The organism is Aeromonas sp. SE22, assembly GCF_038739755.1.
Lineage (GTDB): Bacteria > Pseudomonadota > Gammaproteobacteria > Enterobacterales > Aeromonadaceae > Aeromonas > Aeromonas jandaei.
In genome coordinates, this window is record NZ_JBCGFD010000010.1 from 36,625 (window position 1) to 54,522 (window position 17,898).

20 protein-coding genes are annotated in these 17,898 nt (G+C 59.6%); 9 read left to right on the forward strand and 11 right to left on the reverse strand.

Annotation, left to right across the window (positions count from 1 at the left end; genetic code table 11):
* Nucleotides 1–76 precede the first annotated feature (76 nt).
* The 3 genes from AAHA39_RS15020 to AAHA39_RS15030 all read right to left on the reverse strand — a co-directional run bounded on the left by AAHA39_RS15020 (nucleotide 77) and on the right by AAHA39_RS15030 (nucleotide 1,962).
* The gene (locus AAHA39_RS15020; protein ID WP_156853603.1) at nucleotides 77–757 is read right to left on the reverse strand and encodes an SDR family oxidoreductase; all 681 of its coding nucleotides are present in this window, start codon (nucleotides 755–757) and stop codon (nucleotides 77–79) included.
* 28 nt (nucleotides 758–785) lie between these two features.
* On the reverse strand, nucleotides 786–1,412 hold the full coding sequence (locus tag AAHA39_RS15025; protein WP_033115111.1) for a TIGR04219 family outer membrane beta-barrel protein: 627 nt from the start codon (nucleotides 1,410–1,412) through the stop codon (nucleotides 786–788).
* 94 nt (nucleotides 1,413–1,506) lie between these two features.
* Nucleotides 1,507–1,962 carry a copper chaperone PCu(A)C gene (locus tag AAHA39_RS15030; RefSeq protein WP_033115110.1) on the reverse strand — a complete coding sequence of 152 codons (456 nt, stop codon included), beginning with the start codon at nucleotides 1,960–1,962 and terminating at the stop codon, nucleotides 1,507–1,509.
* 89 nt (nucleotides 1,963–2,051) lie between these two features.
* Here AAHA39_RS15030 and AAHA39_RS15035 point away from each other — a divergent pair, with 89 nt between their 5' ends.
* The gene (locus AAHA39_RS15035) at nucleotides 2,052–2,801 is read left to right on the forward strand and encodes an enoyl-CoA hydratase-related protein (protein WP_320656114.1); all 750 of its coding nucleotides are present in this window, start codon (nucleotides 2,052–2,054) and stop codon (nucleotides 2,799–2,801) included.
* Nucleotides 2,802–2,813: 12 nt separating this feature from the next.
* Here AAHA39_RS15035 and AAHA39_RS15040 read toward each other — a convergent pair whose 3' ends face one another.
* Entirely contained in the window at nucleotides 2,814–3,242 is a 429-nt protein-coding gene (locus AAHA39_RS15040; protein WP_320656113.1) for a DUF2753 family protein, read from the reverse strand.
* Between the two features lie 285 nt (nucleotides 3,243–3,527).
* On the opposite strand from AAHA39_RS15040, the gene AAHA39_RS15045 reads away from it, so the two are divergent.
* Entirely contained in the window at nucleotides 3,528–4,205 is a 678-nt protein-coding gene (locus AAHA39_RS15045) for a CatB-related O-acetyltransferase (protein WP_320656112.1), read from the forward strand.
* A gap of 61 nt (nucleotides 4,206–4,266) precedes the next feature.
* On the opposite strand, the gene AAHA39_RS15050 is transcribed toward AAHA39_RS15045, so the two are convergent.
* Nucleotides 4,267–4,989, reverse strand: a complete 723-nt coding sequence (locus AAHA39_RS15050; protein ID WP_104016432.1) for a ParB-like protein — start codon at nucleotides 4,987–4,989, stop codon at nucleotides 4,267–4,269.
* Between the two features lie 183 nt (nucleotides 4,990–5,172).
* Here AAHA39_RS15050 and AAHA39_RS15055 point away from each other — a divergent pair, with 183 nt between their 5' ends.
* From AAHA39_RS15055 to AAHA39_RS15065, 3 genes are all read left to right on the forward strand, one after another.
* The gene (locus AAHA39_RS15055) at nucleotides 5,173–6,777 is read left to right on the forward strand and encodes a peptide ABC transporter substrate-binding protein (protein ID WP_320656111.1); all 1,605 of its coding nucleotides are present in this window, start codon (nucleotides 5,173–5,175) and stop codon (nucleotides 6,775–6,777) included.
* 132 nt (nucleotides 6,778–6,909) lie between these two features.
* Entirely contained in the window at nucleotides 6,910–7,209 is a 300-nt protein-coding gene (locus tag AAHA39_RS15060) for a hypothetical protein (protein ID WP_320656110.1), read from the forward strand.
* A gap of 137 nt (nucleotides 7,210–7,346) precedes the next feature.
* Nucleotides 7,347–8,906 (forward strand): methyl-accepting chemotaxis protein, encoded by a 1,560-nt coding sequence (locus tag AAHA39_RS15065; protein ID WP_071912621.1) that lies wholly within the window; start codon nucleotides 7,347–7,349, stop codon nucleotides 8,904–8,906.
* 63 nt (nucleotides 8,907–8,969) lie between these two features.
* Here the strand turns inward: AAHA39_RS15065 and dusA are convergent, their stop codons facing one another.
* A complete protein-coding gene (dusA, locus tag AAHA39_RS15070) occupies nucleotides 8,970–9,956 on the reverse strand; it encodes a tRNA dihydrouridine(20/20a) synthase DusA (RefSeq protein ID WP_320656109.1) in 987 nt (328 codons plus the stop codon).
* A gap of 137 nt (nucleotides 9,957–10,093) precedes the next feature.
* Here dusA and zur point away from each other — a divergent pair, with 137 nt between their 5' ends.
* The 3 genes from zur to AAHA39_RS15085 are packed head-to-tail and all read left to right on the forward strand — an operon-like array spanning nucleotide 10,094 to nucleotide 11,239.
* A complete protein-coding gene (zur, locus tag AAHA39_RS15075) occupies nucleotides 10,094–10,552 on the forward strand; it encodes a zinc uptake transcriptional repressor Zur (RefSeq protein WP_041209211.1) in 459 nt (152 codons plus the stop codon).
* Complete coding sequence (locus tag AAHA39_RS15080; protein WP_033115052.1) at nucleotides 10,542–11,003, forward strand: chemotaxis protein CheX; 462 nt, start codon at nucleotides 10,542–10,544, stop codon at nucleotides 11,001–11,003. Before zur ends, AAHA39_RS15080 begins: the two co-directional genes overlap by 11 nt.
* 5 nt (nucleotides 11,004–11,008) lie before the next feature.
* Nucleotides 11,009–11,239 carry a hypothetical protein gene (locus tag AAHA39_RS15085; RefSeq protein WP_041209212.1) on the forward strand — a complete coding sequence of 77 codons (231 nt, stop codon included), beginning with the start codon at nucleotides 11,009–11,011 and terminating at the stop codon, nucleotides 11,237–11,239.
* Between the two features lie 78 nt (nucleotides 11,240–11,317).
* Here AAHA39_RS15085 and brnQ (AAHA39_RS15090) read toward each other — a convergent pair whose 3' ends face one another.
* From brnQ (AAHA39_RS15090) to AAHA39_RS15100, 3 genes are all read right to left on the reverse strand, one after another.
* Entirely contained in the window at nucleotides 11,318–12,595 is a 1,278-nt protein-coding gene (brnQ, locus tag AAHA39_RS15090; RefSeq protein WP_320656143.1) for a branched-chain amino acid transport system II carrier protein, read from the reverse strand.
* A gap of 379 nt (nucleotides 12,596–12,974) precedes the next feature.
* Nucleotides 12,975–14,282 carry a branched-chain amino acid transport system II carrier protein gene (gene brnQ / locus AAHA39_RS15095; protein WP_033115055.1) on the reverse strand — a complete coding sequence of 436 codons (1,308 nt, stop codon included), beginning with the start codon at nucleotides 14,280–14,282 and terminating at the stop codon, nucleotides 12,975–12,977.
* A gap of 190 nt (nucleotides 14,283–14,472) precedes the next feature.
* Nucleotides 14,473–15,183 (reverse strand): tRNA1(Val) (adenine(37)-N6)-methyltransferase, encoded by a 711-nt coding sequence (locus tag AAHA39_RS15100; RefSeq protein WP_320656108.1) that lies wholly within the window; start codon nucleotides 15,181–15,183, stop codon nucleotides 14,473–14,475.
* 118 nt (nucleotides 15,184–15,301) lie between these two features.
* On the opposite strand from AAHA39_RS15100, the gene srmB reads away from it, so the two are divergent.
* On the forward strand, nucleotides 15,302–16,528 hold the full coding sequence (gene srmB / locus AAHA39_RS15105) for an ATP-dependent RNA helicase SrmB (RefSeq protein WP_156853612.1): 1,227 nt from the start codon (nucleotides 15,302–15,304) through the stop codon (nucleotides 16,526–16,528).
* Between the two features lie 283 nt (nucleotides 16,529–16,811).
* Here the strand turns inward: srmB and AAHA39_RS15110 are convergent, their stop codons facing one another.
* Both AAHA39_RS15110 and AAHA39_RS15115 read right to left on the reverse strand, forming a co-directional pair.
* Complete coding sequence (locus tag AAHA39_RS15110; protein WP_043849689.1) at nucleotides 16,812–17,267, reverse strand: GNAT family N-acetyltransferase; 456 nt, start codon at nucleotides 17,265–17,267, stop codon at nucleotides 16,812–16,814.
* A 56-nt stretch (nucleotides 17,268–17,323) separates the two neighbouring features.
* On the reverse strand, nucleotides 17,324–17,896 hold the full coding sequence (locus AAHA39_RS15115; protein ID WP_219278299.1) for a Crp/Fnr family transcriptional regulator: 573 nt from the start codon (nucleotides 17,894–17,896) through the stop codon (nucleotides 17,324–17,326).
* Between the last annotated feature and the right edge of the window lie 2 nt (nucleotides 17,897–17,898).

Consider the following 17,898-nt stretch of genomic DNA (forward strand, 5'->3'; position numbering starts at 1 on the left):
GCTATCAGCTAAAAAACAAGGGAGGCATCACGCCTCCCTCTTTCTTTAACCTGAGCCTGTGCGGCAAGAGAAAAATCTACTCGTTGCGACCGATAAAGAGATCGGTTACGTGGCAACTGCTGCGCGCCGCCAGCGCATCGAGCATGTAGGCGGCGGCATCTTCCGGAGTCATGAAACGGGTCGGGTCGACGTGATCCGAGTTGTCCCAGAAGGCGCTACGGATCCCGCTCGGATAGAGGTTCACCAGCCGCAGCGGCGAGCCTTTCAGCTCGGCGCGCAACGACTCCAGAAAGCCGCGCATCCCCCATTTGGAGGCGCAGTAGAGGCTCTCGTTGGCCTTGCCCACCTGAGCGGCAGAGGAGAGCACGTTGGCCAGCACCCCACCTTTCTCGCCGATGAGACGCACCGTCTGCTGGGCCACCAGTATGGTGGAGACAAGATTGCTCTCCACCACACTGCGGATCTGCTCGGCGGTGTAGATGCCGACCGGGCCGAATTCGCCAACCCCGGCGCAGTGGATCACCATCTCGGGCAGGCCGCCCCACTCAACGGCGGCGGCAAAGGCCATCTCCACCTCTTCGTGGTGCGCCAGATCGGCGGCAATGCCGATCACCGCCTGACCGAGCAGATCTTCCTGCTCCTGCAGCTTCTCGTAACGGCGCCCCATCATGGCAACCCGATGGCCCCGCTCAACCAGCCCTGCGGTCAAGGCGCGGCCCAGACCGGAACCGGCCCCCGTCACTATGATGTAGCCCATTACTTCTCCTTGTCGTCAGACACTCAGATTAGAAGGTGAATTCGCCGCCCATGAACCAGCCGTCGATACGCTGGTCGACGTTGTCGAAGTCCACATTGGCTTCACGCCAGCCGGCGCGCAGCTTGACCGGCATGTTGGAGAACTTGTAGGAAGCGCCCAGACGGTAGTCATAGTTGTCCACGTCGTGAGTACGCAGATCACCGAAGAAGGCGAAACCTGTGTTCGGGATGTAGAGTTCGCTACCGGCGTAGGCCATCACGGTGTCCTTGTCGTAGCCCTTGCGACCGTAGGAGGTCAGCTCGCCATCGTAGTAACGACCGGTCAGACCCAGATCGATCTTGAACAGATCGTTGTTGAACAGACGGTAGTAGAGGTTCAGATCGTAGGCAGTCAGCTCATTCTTGAAGGCGCCGCCGGAGGTGCTGAAGTCGGAGATCTCAAACTTGGCGTTCGGCAGGAAAATGATGCCGTGTTCCAGCTGCAGGTAGCCGTTCCAGTTGTAGTGATCGTCATAGTTGGTGCTGGCACCATAAACCTGACCACTGCCCTGGGCATTCCATACGTCGGCACCGGCGGCGAAACGCCAGTCATTGGCGGCCATGGCACCCTGGCTGCACAGGGCAAACAGAACACCGGCAATCAGCGTCTTTTTCATCACTTCACTTCCTCTTGCATACATGGAAAGAGCGCTATTTTACCCGGTGCAGCCAAAATACCCAGTCTCAAATCTGAACAAGCGACGACAAATGTCAGTGTTTCATATGCTTCATGTTCATCCCCGCCATCGGCTCGATCGGTTTGACCGGCAGGGAGAGCTCCAGCTTCTCGCCATCATCCATGGTCAGGGTGAGCGGCATCGGCGTTTTTTCGGAGAGCGCACCAATCTCGAACAGCATGATGTGGAAGCTGCCGGGCTGCAGCGCTACCTCACCCTTGGCCGGGATCTCGATGCTCTCGACCTGACGCATCTTCATCACGCCATTCTCGTGCAGGTGGGTATGCAGCTCGGCGCGACCCGCCGCAGGAGAGGCTGCGGCTACCAGCTTGACCGGCTTGTCGGCATCGTTCTTGAGCACCATGAAGGCGGCGGTGTTGGGAGAGCCCGGCGGCAGCAAACGCACATAGCCGTCAACCGCATCCACCTTGGCCAGCGCGGGAGCCGTCATGCCGAGCACCAGCAGAGAATAAAACGCACGTTTAAACATGGTTGAAATCCTTTTATGATGTTGTTAAACGGCTCCAAGGTTACTCCAGCAGTAACCTTTGTGCACCCTTCAATAACAAGGATTTAGACATGGCCCCCATTCTCGTCGCCGAGCAGCAGGATGGCTTGCTCACCCTGACGCTCAACCGCCCCGACAAGCGCAATGCCCTCAATACCGCCCTCTATCAGCAGCTGGTGAGCGCCCTGCAACAGGCGGCAAACGATGAGGAGGTGCACGCCCTGCTGCTGCAGGGTCAGAGCGACTGCTTTACCGCGGGCAATGATCTGGCCGATTTCGTCGGCAAGAGCTCGCTGGAACCCGACGACCCCATCCTGCAGTTCCTCCACACCCTGGCTGACTTTCCCAAGCCGGTGATTGCGGCGGTCGGCGGCCCGGCGGTGGGGATCGGTACCACCATCCTGCTCCACTGCGATCTGGTCTATCTGGCGGATAACGCCCGCCTGCAACTCCCCTTCGTCGAGCTGGGGCTGGTGCCGGAGTTTGCCTCCAGCCTGCTGCTGCCGCGCATGGTGGGTCACCTCAAGGCAGCGGAGCTGTTGCTGCTGGCCGAGGCGATCGATGCCGACGAGGCACTGCGGCTCGGGCTTGCCAACAAGGTGATGGCCGCCGATGCCCTGCTCCCCTTTGCCCGCGAGCAGGGGCTCAAGCTGGCAGCCAAGGCGCCCAGGGCGGTGCAAAAGAGCAAGGCGCTGCTGAAACAGGAGCTCAAACAGGCGGTTCACTTCGTCATCGATCTGGAGGCGCGCGCCTTCGCCCAAGCGCTGCAAGGGGAAGAGGCGCAGCAGCGCATCGCTCAAAAGCTCAAACGCCGCAGCTGAGATCGACGCCTGTCAGTTGAGGCGAAAACGGCCGATTAGCTCGCAGCCCTGTACCTTGTCCTGCAAATGGATCAGTTTGGCTATTTCGGGGTTGGGGTGGCGCTTCAAGAAGGCGAGCAGGGCGCCGCGGCAGCAACCCAGCTCGCTGATCAGCGCCTCGCACTCCCGGTTGGGGCACTGCGGTACCAGCGCCGTCACCAGCTCGGAGGCAAGCTTGAGATAACGCAGCTCATAGGCGGGTTCATCCATCGCCCGCCAGAAATCTGCCAGCCGGTGGCAGGTAGCGACCCGCATGCTGGCCAACTCGGCAAGCTCAACCTCGCTCATCTCGTAGACATCCCCCAGCGCCTGCTGATAGAAGCAGACGGCGGCCCCCAGCGAACCGGACTGCCACGACCGCTCCGCCTCCAGCATGTAACGCTGCCAACTCTCTGGTGTCATTTCGTTATCCCCCACCGACTAAACCGGGAGGTTAATGATGGCTAATTGAGAATAAATATCAACCAGATGGTTAGTGCAGGATCTCCGCTGCAGGTTGGCAAATCGCTGCAATCCCCCTTATGATCCCGCCACTTGCCGATATCAGGGCTTACCCCGAATGCGACCCCGTCTGCCCCAAATGCTGGGCTGCTCCCTGCTCTGCGTGCCCCGCATGCTGGTCTGGATCTATTAGCTGCGCTCCATCGAGCGCAACCAATCAAATCCATTCAGCAAAGGAGTACCAGGATGAAAACCTGCCAGCACTGGTCACAGGTCGAATATCTGCATCTGACGGTCAGCAACCCCAACATCCGCCTCAAGGGGCAACATAGCTACTACTCGGGTGCCTGGGATGGCCCCTTCGAACAGGAGGTGGTGCGTTACCTCTATGGCGACAGCTTCAGCCGCCATCCCGATACCGGCTGGGAGCCGCTCTGGCATATCGACCAGCTCCATATCGGTGACTACGTGCAGATCGCCGCCGGGGTGAAGATCATCATGGGCGGCAACCACACCCACAACACCGCCTTCATCAGCACCTATCCGTTTGCTGATCTGGAGGCGCTAAAGCGCAGCTACCGCCCTGCCGGCGATACCCGCATCGGCAACGATGTCTGGATCGGTATGGAGGCGATGATCATGCCCGGCGTCACCATCGGCGATGGCGCTATCATCGCCGCCCGGACGCTGGTCACCAAAGATGTGCCGCCCTATGCCATGGTGGCAGGCACGCCAGCGGCCATAGTACGGATGCGCTTCACCGAGAGCGAGATCGCCCGGCTGCAGGCCCTCGCCTGGTGGGATTGGCCGAACGAACAGGTCAATGCCCTGTTGCCACTGATCCAGCAGGGCGAGGTGGCGCTACTGGAACAGGCGGCGGCCACCTGGCAGAGCCAAGCTTCTGCGCCAGATGCGACACCATAACGCGCAGACAGGCATAACAAAGAGGGCGCCCCACGGGTCGCCCTCTCTCGTAGTCTGGTTGTCAGCTCGCCGTTTTCGACTGGTTGAGGCTGCACTGCCGGCCGGGATAACCGGGCAGATCTTTGGCATCGCTGCCGCAGGCAAGCCGTTTGGCCTGCTGCAGCCGAGCCGCCAGATTGGCGCTGTCTATCGGCATCCACTGCATCTGCTTGCCGAGCCAGCTGGCCCAGGCAAACTCGACAAAGTAGACCTGATCCTGCTTGCTGAAGTAACCCGCATCCTGCAGCAACCCCGCCAGAGTGCGATAGGGGTAGTCAGGCAGCTTGTCGATGCTGGTCGGCAGCTGCTCCGGCGTGAGGGGTAACCCCTTCTCATCCTTGAGCCAGGCCCAGTGGTTGTTCTGCATTTGGCTCCAGAAGTTGTCTTTATCCTGCAAGCGACCGATCACCTTGACCCGCACCTGCTTGACCCCTTGCTGCCAGAGCGCCTTGGTCAGGTGATGTCGGTCCACCAGCCAGTAGCCGCCATCCGGCGCAATCACCACAGGGATCTCTTTCTTTTTCATCAGCTTGTCGAGCTGCTTCGGATTCATGTCCGCCAGCATCGCCTGGGTTTCATCCACCTGCAGCTGCCCCACCCCCCCCTGGGTCGGGTGCAGAGTCTCGATCCCCGCCTCGCACCAGCTGCCCACCGCCGTGTCGCGCTGACACGGCGTCAACGCCCAGACACTCTGGCTGAGCGCCCCGACCATCAGGAAACAGCCCGGCAATAACCATGCTTTCATCGTTTGCTACTCCTAGTCACATTCAATCCCGGACACGCGACAACGCGGCGCCGCCCCGGCGACAGATGAGAGCCGAATGCTGGCGGTCAGACCAGTAAACGGGATATCATGATTTCCCGTCTGTCGGCGACATTTTCTCGCCGAGTTTTCTCCCCGCTTCACACAATTTGAAGGATCCGACCCATGAAAGGATGGAGCCCCTTGCTGGCCCTCTTGGGCTGTGCCGCAGTCCAGGCTGCCGATATTCCCGCCGGAACCGAACTGGCCGCCACACAGGTGGTGGTTCGCCACCTGAAAGATGAACCTGCCAGTCTCAGTCCGCTCAAGCTGGTCGGCTTGCCCGAATTGCAGGTGCTGCGGGATCTGTTCGAGGGGCTGCTGACCCAGGGGCCGGATGGCAAACCCGTCCCCGCCGTTGCCGTGCGCTGGGAGAACAAGGACAACCAGTTTTTCACCTTCCACCTGCGCCCGGATGCCCGCTGGTCCAACGGCGATCCGGTCAAGGCTGGCGACTTCGTCTATAGCTGGCGCAAGCTGGTCGACCCGAAAGAGGCGGCCACTTTCGCCTGGTTTGCCCAACTTGCCCGCTTCGACAAGGTGGACGAGATCATGGCTGGCAAATTGCCTGCCAGCGAGCTGGGTGTCAAGGCGATCGATGACCACACCCTGCAGATCAACCTCTCCCAACCGGTTCCCTATTTCCTGAGCCTGCTCACCCACCCCAGCCTGTCGCCACTGCATCAGGCCAGCATCGAGAAGTTTGGCAACAAGTGGACCCAGCCCGGCAAGCTGGTCGGCAACGGCGCCTTCGTGCTGAGCAGTCGGGTGGTCAACGAGAAGCTGGAGCTGGTGCCCAATCCCCACTACTGGGACAAGGCCCACACTGTGCTGACCAAGGTTATCTTCATGCCGATCAATCAGGAGACCACCGCAACCAACCGCTATCTGGCGGGGGATCTGCAGATCACCGAATCCTTCCCCAAGGAGCAGTACGACAAGCTGATGAAAGAGATCCCGGGTGAGGTCTATACCCCAATGCAGCTTGGCACCTACTACTACGCCTTCAATACCCGTCAGCCGCCATTGAACGACGTGCGGGTACGCAAAGCGCTCTCCTACACCATCGATCGCGCCCTGATTGCCGACAAGGTGCTCGGCACCGGCGAGAAACCGGCCTACCACTTCACCCCGGATGTCACCGCCAGCTTCGAGCCCAAGGCCAACCTGCTCTCGAGCAGCAGCCAGCAGGAGCTGGACAGCAAGGCACAGGCGCTGCTCAAGGAGGCTGGCTACGGCCCTGACAAGCCGCTCAAGCTCTCGCTGCTCTACAACACCGCCGAAGTACACAAGAAGCTGGCGCTCGCCATCGCCAACATGTGGAAACAGAAGCTGGGTGCTCAGGTAGAGCTGACCAATCAGGAGTGGAAAACCTATCTCGACAGCCGCCAGAGCGGCCAGTTCGAGGTGATCCGCTCCTCCTGGGTGGCCGACTACAACGACCCGTCCGCCTTCCTCGGTCTGTGGGGCTCTCACCATAGCGGCAACATGACCGGCTTTGCCGATACAAGCTATGACCAACTGCTGGACAAGGCGGCGCAAACCCGCGACAGCGGTGCCCGCAGCCGGCTGTTCGATCAGGCGGAGAGCATCCTCGAACAGCAGGCGCCCATCGCCCCCATCTATCAGTACACCAATGCCCGGCTCATCAAGCCCTGGCTCAAGGGCTACCCCATCAACAACCCGGAAGATGTGGCCTACAGCCGCCAGCTCTATATCGTCAAGCACTGAGCAGATATAGAGCGCTGAAGCACAAGAGGGCCGCCTGCGGGCGGCCCTCTTATTGATACTGTTCACACCCGATATCGCCGCATAGAATGCCCGCTTTCCGATTCCATCAGCCGTTGTCGATCGCCATTTATCATGCGTTATCTGTTACTGCTCTCCCTGCTCTGGACACTGCCAGCCCAGGCCGAGAGTGAATCTCACTGCCAGCAAGCCTTCGTCGACTGGATGCTGCATCAGCAACAACAGTTCAGCGATCGCAAGGCGGATAAGATGACGCGGCGAAGGGCCGAGCGGGCTATCGACCTTGCCCGGCAGGAGTACGACAAAGCGGGCAGTTTCTGCCAGACCATGCAGCTAGTGAGCAGCTATAACGACGGCGATCCTCGCCTCACCCCGAGGAGTGGTGAAATTCACGATTTTGCTCCAGCCAGCTGACCCTCACTTCATCAATTCATAGTGTTGATTAATTGACCCAAGCCAAGTTCGGCTCCCTGAAGCGCCTTAGAATGACTAGCTGAAAACAATAATAAAAAACATATTTATCAGTTAGTTGGCTTTTTCAGGAACGACACATGACCAAACTCCATCAGGAGGGGGAGATACACTTCCCCGACAACATTGCACTCATCTCGACCACGGATCCCGCCAGCCATATCACCTATGCCAACCAGCACTTCTGTGATGTGGCTGGGTATGGTGCTGCCGAGATGGAAGGGGTGCCCCACAATCTGGTACGTCACCCCGACATGCCCAAGGCGGCTTTCGCCGACATGTGGCAGCGGCTGCGACAGGGCAAAAGCTGGATGGGGCTGGTCAAGAACCGCGCCAAAAGCGGTCAGTTCTATTGGGTAAACGCTTACGTCACCCCGATCCTCAATGCCCAGAAGGAGATCGTCGAGTACCAGTCGGTACGCACCAAACCCGCCGCCAGCGATGTGGCCTGGGCCGAGCAGCTCTATGGCCTGCTGCGCAGCGGCAAGGCGCTTCCCTGGCTGAGCCGGTTTCATATTGAACCGGGCCAGCTGACCCTTTGGCTCTCCGTTTCTGCATTCCTCACCACCCTTATTGCGTTTACTACCGACAACCTGCTCTGGCTGCTGCCCACTGCCCTGCTGCTACTGACACAAGCAATCCACGGTTGGCGCTTGCAACAGCGGCTGACGCATCTGCTCACCCTTGCCGATCAAGACAAGGGAACCCGCCTCTGTCAGGTGCTCTATACCCGGCGGCGCGATACCCTGGCTGCCGTCGAACTGGCGCTGCGGATGAAGCAGGCAGAGCTCAAGGCCGTAGTCGGGCGCAGCGCCGACACCAACCAGCAGATCCTGCAAGCTGCCGAAGATGACAGGGGCAATATCCAGACCATCGATACTCACCTGCAGCAACAGCGTGCCCGCAGCGAGCAGCTGGCCACCGCCATCACCGAGCTGAGCCACTCCATTCGTGATGTGGCCCACAGTGCCCATGAGGCGAGCAATCTGGTCACCGAGGTACAGCAGGTCTCCGCCGAAGGGCTGCAAGCGCTGGCGACCACCCGCTCCGCCGTCAACCAACTCCATCATGAGCTCGATGCCAACCACGCGGTGCTGGCCCAGCTCACCAGCGACAGCCAGAAGATCAGCGGCATTCTGGAGGTGATCAGCCAAATCGCCGACCAGACCAACCTGCTCGCCCTCAATGCAGCCATCGAGGCAGCCCGGGCGGGCGAACAGGGCCGCGGGTTTGCGGTAGTTGCGGATGAAGTGCGGGCGCTGGCCCAGAAGACCCGTGCCTCAACCAGCGAGATCCACGGAATGATCCAGGCGCTGCAACAGACCACCCGTCAGTTGTCAGACGGGATGACGCAAGGAGCGCAAACCTCGGAGCGCTGCCAGCAGCATGCAGGCACCACCGCCGACGTGCTCACCCAGATCAACCGGATGCTGGGACAGGTGACCCGCACCAGCGACGAGATCGCCCAGTCGGTAAGTCAGCAAGCCGATGTGACAGCAACGCTCGATGAAGGGGTGCACCAGATCCACCAGCTGGCCAGCCACACCGCCGACAACAGCAGGCAGGCGCTCGATGGCATCACCCTGCTGGTAGAACGGCTGCAGGATCTCTCGCGGCTGATCAACCAGTTCAGATATTGAAGCGACAGCGATCAAAAAAGCGCGTCACAAGACGCGCTTTTTTCGCTTTGCCTGACAGGAGAGTTATTCGTCCTGCTCGCTGGCAGCAAACTCCGGCACCTTCGCCATGGCATCTAGCACCACCTGAATATCAGCCCCCGGCTTGCAGGCGTTTTCGCTCAGGTGACGACGCCAGGCGCGCGCCCCCTGCATGTTCTGGAACAGCCCCAGCATGTGGCGGGTCATGTGGGAGAGGTAGTTGCCTTTGGCCAGCTCCTGCTCGATATAGGGCAGCATCATCCGCACCACCTCATGGCGGCTCGGCACGGCATTATTCTGGCCGAATACCAGATTGTCTACCTGCGCCAGAATATAGGGATTCTGATAGGCTTCGCGCCCCATCATGACGCCATCGACGTGTTGCAGGTGCTCAAGGGTCTGCTCCATGGAGGTGACACCGCCGTTGAGGGCGATGGTGAGATCCGGGTAATCCTGCTTGACCCGATAGACCCGAGGGTAATCGAGCGGCGGGATCTCGCGGTTCTCCTTGGGGCTCAAGCCGCTCAGCCAGGCCTTGCGGGCATGGACGATGAAGGTGCCGCAACCGGCATCGCGCACCTGTTCGATAAAGGCCTGCAGAAATTCGTAGGAGTCCTGATCGTCGATGCCGATACGGGTCTTCACCGTCACCGGAATATCGACCACATCGCGCATCGCCTTGACGCAGTCAGCCACCAGCGCCGGTTCACCCATCAGGCAGGCACCAAAGCGGCCATTCTGCACCCGATCGGAGGGGCAGCCGACGTTGATGTTCACCTCGTCATAGCCACGCTCCTCGGCCAGCTTGGCACAGCGCGCCAGATCGGCCGGATTGCTGCCACCCAGCTGCAGGGAGATGGGGTGCTCCTGCTCGCTGTAACCCAGATAATCACCCTTGCCGTGGATGATGGCGCCGGTGGTCACCATTTCGGTATAGAGCAAGGTCTGGCGGCTCATCAGTCGATGAAAATAACGGCAATGCCGATCGGTCCAGTCGAGCATGGGGGCGATAGAAAAACGCTGCGCCTGCATAAAAATCATCCGGGTTGGCTAAAGAAAGGGGCGGATTTTATCACAACGTGAAGCAGCCCCAGAAAATGAATTTTGTCGCCGCGCCATGCGAGGCCCTGTGATAGTATCCAGCTAATAGAAAGGGCAATTGCGCGATCATGAATCAAGACCAACTTTTACAACGAGCCGAGCGACTCTGTGTACAGCGAGGGATCCGCTTCACCCCGACCCGACGTCAGGTATTTCGCCTGCTGGCGGCACATGGCAATGCCATCAGCGCCTATGATTTGTTGGCTCAACTGCAGCAAACGGAAGCCAACGCCAAACCGCCAACCGTATACCGGGCACTCGATTTTCTGCTCGAACAAGGCTTTGCCCACAAGGTGGAATCGCTGAACGCATTTATCTTCTGCTGCCACTTCGATCACGCTCACCCGATGCAGCTGCTCATCTGCGATGACTGCGGCGAGGTGGTCGAGCTGCACGACACGGCGATCGATAGCGCGTTTTCCGAGCAGGCCCATCTGCATGGTTTTACTATTACCAATAAGACGATAGAAGCACATGGCCAATGTGCTCGCTGTACGCCCACTGTAGGAAGTCATCATGAAGGCTGATTTTGTAAATCCGTTCCTGCTCTCTCTGCTCAATGTGCTCTCCACCATGGCACAGCTGGAACTCAAACCGGGCAAACCGAAACGCAAGATGGACGAGCTGGCTCGCGGCGATGTCTCAGGCCTGATCGGCATGGTCGGCCCGCAGACCCGTGGCTCGCTCTCCATCAGCTTCGAAAAAGGGCTGGCGCTGGAGATCATGCGCCGCATGCTGGGGGAAGCGCCTGCCACCATCAATGAAGAGGTGACCGACATGGTCGGTGAAATCACCAACATGGTGACCGGTGGTGCCAAGCGGATGCTGGGCGAGAAGGGCTACGAGTTTGACATGGCCACTCCGGTTATCGTCTCCGGCCCTAACCACACCATCACTCACCGCGCCGATGGCACCAAGATCATGATGCCTTTCGAATCTGATTTTGGTCGTGCCACCATCGAAATCTGCTTCGAGTAGTCACGATGTGGACTGCCTTGAAATGGTTCTTTATCTGCTGGGCGTTGCTGCTGATCCTCTCTGATATCCAGATCAGCACCTCCCTCTACAAATACGAAGACAATCGGGTAGTCATCAACTTCCCCCGCTGGCAAGCCAAAGCGCCGTGGGGCACCTTCGAATGGCATGCCGGGCGCGTTCAGACCCACTGGTATGGTCTGGATGGCAAGCCCAAACCGGAAGGCCCGCGCATCTAGTTCGCCAGCTTGAAGACCCATACCAAGAGGCCAGCATCTGCTGGCCTCTTTTGTTATGCGGGCGGGTAAATCACCTGTTTACGCTGCCTCGGCAGTCAGATCGCCGACCGGCCGCACCAGCATGCCAAGCAGACAGGCCAGCAGGGTTGGCATCAGCCAGGCGAGCCCCTTGTCAAACAGCGGCAGGAAGGCAAACGCCTCCATCTTCATGCCAGCAGCTCCCAGCCCATCGAGACAGCCAAACAGGAAGGCCACCGCCAACACGCAGCGGAACGCCAGACGCGGGCGACCAAAGTAGCCCTTGAGGAAGGTCACCAGCACCAGCGCGATGGCGACCGGATAGATGGCCACCAGCACCGGAATGGAGAGGCCGATCAACTCGCTCAACCCCACATTGGCCACCAGCGCACAGAGCGCCCCCAGCAGCATGACCCAGTTGCGATAGGCCCAGCCAGTCAGACCGTGGAAGTAGTCGGCACCGGCACAGAGCAGGCCGACCGCGCTGGTAAAGCAGGCCAACGTGATAATCGCCGCCAGAATGAACTGACCCGGCTGACCAAACAGGCTCAACACATAGGCATTGACGATGGTGCCGCCATTGCTGATATCGCTCGCGACCCCTTCAGCGCTGTTGCCCAGATGAAAGAGCGAGATATAGACAGCCGACAACCCGACCGCCGAGATCAACCCCGCGATGGTCAGATATTTGAACTGGCTGCGATAATCCTCAATCCCCTTCTGGCGCAGCAAGCCGATGATCAGGGCACCGAACATCAGGGAGGCCAGGGTATCCATGGTGTTGTACCCCTCCAGCATCCCCTTGGTCAGGGCTGCTTCTATGTACTCACCGCTGGCATCAGGCATGGTGCCTTGCGGCGCCACAAAGACCCCGACCGCCAGAATGAGCAGCATCACCATCAGCGCCGGCGTCAGGTACTTGCCGACCGCATCGAGCAGCTTGCCGCGATCGAGCGCCACCAGGATCACCAGCGCAAAGAAGCTAAGGGTATAGAGCAGCAGCCCCCCATGACCGGCATCGCCGAGCCACGGCTTGAGCCCCATCTCGTAGGCAACCAGACCGGTGCGGGGAATGGCAAAAGCAGGCCCCATGATGATGTAGATGGCGATGGCCAGCGCAGTGGCAACGCCTGCCGGCAGATAGCGGGTCAGCTCGGTCCAGCCACCGGCACCACGCCCGGAGCTGCCCTTGGCCACCGCAATCAGGGTGATCAGCGGCAGCCCCACCGCCGTCAGCAGAAAACCGCACATGGCGGCGACCAGATGCTCACCGGCCATAAAACCGGCCAGCGGCGGAAAAATGATATTGCCTGCCCCCAGATAGAAGGCGAACGTCATAAACCCCAATCCGAATACGTCGGACAACTTCAATGATTTCGTCAAACCCAACCTCATCTGCCTTATCAGCTTGTTCTTGTTGATTACACCCACTGCCTGGCAGATAACCTGACAACCATATGCTCGCTTCCCGCTCTCCCCGACAATCGGATGAGGAGCGCCATCCTGAGCATAAAGAAGAGATATTTGATCTCAATCACACATTAATATCTTGAAACAATTTGCTTGGCCAGAATTAATCGCTGAATGACCAGGGTGGGGAAGTCGCAAAAGAGCGGTAGAGAGAAAGGAAGCGGGCAAGCATCCGGCAGCAGTGCAGTGATCAACAAACAAAAGAGCCTGCACAAGGCAGGCTCTTTGTTCAGAGAGAAGGACGCTATCAGGCAGCTTCGGCGGCCAGCTTCTCGGCCGGGCGAACCACCATCCCAACCACACAAGCCAGCAGGGTCGGCATCAACCAGGCAAGGCCCTTGTCAAACAGCGGCAGGAAGGCAAACGCATCCATCTTCATGCCGGCAGCACCCAGACCATCCAGGCAACCGAACAGGAAAGCCACCACCAGCACGGCGCGGAACACCAGACGCGGGCGACCGAAGTAACCCTTCAGGAAGGTGACCAGTACCAGCGCCACGGCAACCGGATAGATGGCCACCAGCACCGGAATGGAGAGGCTGATGAGCTGGCTCAGACCCACGTTGGCTACCACGGCGCAGATGACGCCCAGCAGCACGACCAGCTTCTTGTAAGCCATGCCGGTCAGATTGTGGAAGAAGTCGGAGCAGGCGGAGATCAGACCCACGGCAGTGGTAAAGCAAGCCAGAGTAATGATGGCCGCCAGAATGAACTGACCCGGCTGACCAAACAGGCTCAGCACATAGGCGTTGACGATGGCGCCACCATTGCTGACATCGGTCGCTACGCCTGCGGCAGTGTTGCCCAGCTCAAACAGGGAGATGTAGACCACGGAGAGGCCGATGGCCGAGATCAGGCCGGCGATGGCCAGATACTTGAACTGGCTCTGGTAGTCATTAATCCCTTTCTGGCGCAGCAGGTCGACGATCAGGGCACCGAACATCAGGGAAGCCAGGGTATCCATGGTGTTGTAGCCTTCCAGGATCCCTTTCACAAACGGGCTGTTCTGATAGTCACCGGCAGATTCAGGCATGGTGCCCTGCGGTGCCACGAATACGCCGATCGCGAGGGTCAGAAGCAGCAACATCAGTACCGGCGTCAGGTATTTGCCGATGGCATCCATCAGCTTGCCCTGGTTCATGGAGACCAGCACGGCCACCCCGAAGAAGAGCACAGTGTAGGCAGCCAGACCTGCCTGACCCATATCACCGATAAAGGGTTTGAGACCCATCTCGTAGGCCACCAGACCGGTACGGGGAGCCGCAAAGGCCGGGCCGATGATGATATAGATAGCAACCGCCAGCGCAGTGGCCACGCCCGCAGGCAGCAGCTTGGTCATGCCGGCCCAGCCGTTACCGGCCTTGGCGACGGCAATGATGGTGATGAGCGGCAGGCCCACAGCGGTAACCAGAAAACCCAGCATCGCCAGAGAGAGGTGTTCGCCAGCCATGTAACCAGCGAGCGGCGGGAAGATGATGTTACCGGCGCCCAGGTAGAAGGCGAAGGTCATGAACCCCAATCCGAGTACGTCGGACAACGTGAGTGATTTCTTCAAGTTCAACCTCGTCTGTCTTGTAAATTATTGCTTGTTATAGTTTTTATCGGTCATTGACCAGTTTGTTCATATGGGTAAAAAAAAGAGCCCCGCTTGATTTTTCATCGCGACCAGTGGTTTTGGCTGGTCTGGAGCGGGTGCTCGATCTGGAACCAGCATAATGGCATGAAAAAATAGTTCAAGACGAAATTTACATCTTCAAATAGAAGGGGCTGGTCAGTTGGATATATCTGTCGGAATAGGCTCCATCAGCAGAATGGATCACAATATCCCCCCTTTCACACCTGTTTAATCCTCTGCCAAGTCGCAATAAAACACGATTTGCCTCTTTACCCTCTCTGGTGATAACAGCTGTATAACAAATGCCATGCAGATCATAATCCGCCGATATGCATAAAATTTCATCAGCCATGGCCGTCGGCAGCACCAGTGCCACCTCGCCATTCGGGGCCAGCAGTCGGTCGCAGGCAGCCAGCAGTGCATGGCTGTCGAGGGCACCGGTATGGCGGGCCATCGCCCGTGCAGGGTCGCTAAATGACTGGCCTGCCACGAAGTAAGGGGGGTTGGAGACAATCAGATCGTAAGGGTCAGCCTGATACTCCTGCACCGCGCTTTCGGTGATGGTCACGCGATCGGCCCAGGGGGAGGCGGCGACGTTCTCTCTGGCCTGGATCACTGCATCACTATCCAGCTCCACCCCGTCGATATGGCAGTCAGATCTGCTGCGCTGGGCCAGCATCAGGGCGATGAGGCCACTGCCGGAGCCGATATCGAGCACCCGGCGCGCCTGTTCGACCGGGGCCCAGGCACCGAGCAGGATGCCGTCGGTGCCCACCTTCATGGCGCAGCGATCGTGATTGATATGGAACTGTTTGAAGGTAAAACCGCGACTACGTCCCATCTGGCCCCCGTCATCTGAAAAAATGGTTGGCGATTATAGCGACTAAGCCACACTCGCCATAGGAGCCGACGAGATAATCGCCTATAATCTGCCGTTTCCTTAATGACCGAGTATTGCCATGAGCCAGTCCTTTGATGATTTCGACCTGCACCCTGCCCTCAACCGGGCTTTGGCCGAGATGGGATTCACCCGCCCCACTACCATCCAGCAGATGGTACTGGAGCCAGCCCTGGACGGCCGCGATATTCTGGCATCCGCTCCGACCGGTACCGGCAAGACCGCCTCTTTCCTGCTGCCGGCGCTCCAGCACTTGCTGGACTTCCCGCGCCGCAAGCCGGGCCCCTGCCGCATGCTGATCCTGACCCCGACCCGCGAGCTGGCGCTGCAGGTCACTGCCCACGCCAAGGCGCTGGCGGCCCACACCAACCTCAGCATCGAGACCATCATCGGCGGCGTCAGCCATGAAGAGCAGCTGCCTGCCCTGACCAAAACCACCGACATCGTGGTCGCCACCCCGGGCCGTCTGCTCGAGTACATCGAGAAAGAGGAGTTCGAGAGCCACGACATCGAGGTGCTGGTACTGGACGAAGCGGATCGCATGCTGGACATGGGCTTCATCAAGGATGTGAACCGCATCGTGGCAGAGGCGCGCTACCGCAAGCACACCATGCTCTTCTCCGCCACTCTGGAAGGGGCCGGCCTTGAGAAGTTCGCCAGCGAAATCCTCAAAGACCCGGTGGAGCTGCACGCCGAGCCGCCGCGCAGCGAGCGTCGCCCCATCACCCAGTGGATCCATCTGGCCGATGACGCCGCCCACAAGCTGGCGCTGCTGACCCACATCCTGAAAAACCCGGAAACCCAGAAGGCGATCATCTTCGTCAAGACTCGCGAGCGTCTGGCGGAGCTCTCCGGCCAGCTGCAGGCGGCAGGCATCTCCTGCGCCTGGATCCGCGGCGAGATGGAGCAGAGCAAGCGTATCGAGTCGATCCGCAAGTTCCACGAAGGTGAAGTGCCCTTCCTGATCGCCACCGACGTCGCCGCCCGCGGCATCGACCTGCCGAACGTCAGCCATGTCATCAACTACGACATGCCCTACGGCGCCGATGTCTACGTCCACCGGATCGGCCGTACCGGCCGCGCCGGCAACCGTGGCTGTGCCATCAGTCTGGTGGAAGCCCACGACATGGCGATGGTCGCCAAGATCGAGCGCTACACCGAGGAGCGCCTCAAGCGCCGGGTGATCGACGAGCTGCGCCCGAAACACAAAGAAGCGCGGGTACCGGTGAAGAAGAAAAAGCCGGTCGATGGCAAGAAGAAAGCGACCAAGAAGAAAAAGAAGAAGTGATCGCCTAGCGATAAAGAGAAGGGCCATCCCGCGGGATGGCCCTTCTGCATTCTGTGTATCTGGCAAATCGGAGCTGTGTTGCCCCGGGCTCGCCACCGCCGTTGCAGGGCTATTTGCAGCCAGAACGACTCACTATAAATTTAATTTATGGGTTTTAGCTGAATGACCTAACCAAAACTTATAGTGAACCTCATCCGATCATCAGGGCATCAATCTGCCCGTCAGACGCCCTGCGGAGTCATCGCCCGATCTCAGGGCGCAACGCCTGAATGCAGCCAACCTGTCAGGCCACCGTCTTGCGCATACCGATATGGGGGATATCGTCCTCGACATATCCCTCTCCCTCGGCCACAAAACCGTGCTGGCCGTAGAAGCCCTGCAGATGGGCCTGCGCCCCCAACCAGATGCTGTGGGTCGGCCAGCGCGCCTCGCACGCTTTGACCGCCTCGCCGATCAGCTGGTGACCGAGACCACCGCCGCGCGCCTTGGGTGAGGTCACCACCCGACCGATGGCGGCGCCACTCTCGTCGCCGATGCCGGGCGCCATGATCCGCGCATAGGCGGCCAGCAGATCACCCTGATAGCCGAGCAGGTGCCAGACCCCTTCGCGGCGATCGAGCCCGTCCAGATCCTGAAAGGGACAGGTCTGCTCCACCACGAACACCTCGGCCCGCAGCGCCAGCAACTCATACAACTCGTCAGTGGTCAGTTCAGACCAGGGTTTCAGGATCCAGTTCATCGGCAACTCCTTATCAGTTCGGCCTGCCAGCATAATCGTGGCGCCAGCACCCTGCATTAACCTTTGTTAAGTTCTTTCAGCCGTTTGCGAATGCGACTCAGGCTGATGGGAGTAATGCCAAGATAGGCGGCGATCTGGTGGTCGGGCACTCTGGCATCGAGTGCGGGAAAGCTGTCGAGAAAGTGCTGATAGCGCGCCTGCGGGCTGCCGGTGAGCAGCAACTGCTCCTTCTCTTCCTTGATGCGCAACTGCACCTCCAACAGGTGCTGATACCAGCGCGGCCAGCCGGGCAGCTGGCGCAAGTCGGCCAGACTGAACAGCTGCAAACGGCAAGGCTCCAGCGCCTCCACGCTGTAGCGGGCCGGCTCGCCACTGAGCAGGTGGTGGAAGTCGAGAAACTCGTCCCCCTCCCAGTAGAACTCCTTGATGTACTCGCGGCCATCCTCCAGCACCAGCTTGGCCCGCAGCAGCCCCTGCTCCACCCTGACCAGCAGATCCGGGCTGTCGCCGGCGTGCCAGAGGCAGCTTTTCGGGCTGAGGGTCAGCGGGCGGGTAAAAGAGAGGAGGCGCGCGGCCTCCTCTCTATCTGCGACCTGCGCCCAATCGAAGGGGGGTCTGTCAGTCAGCATGA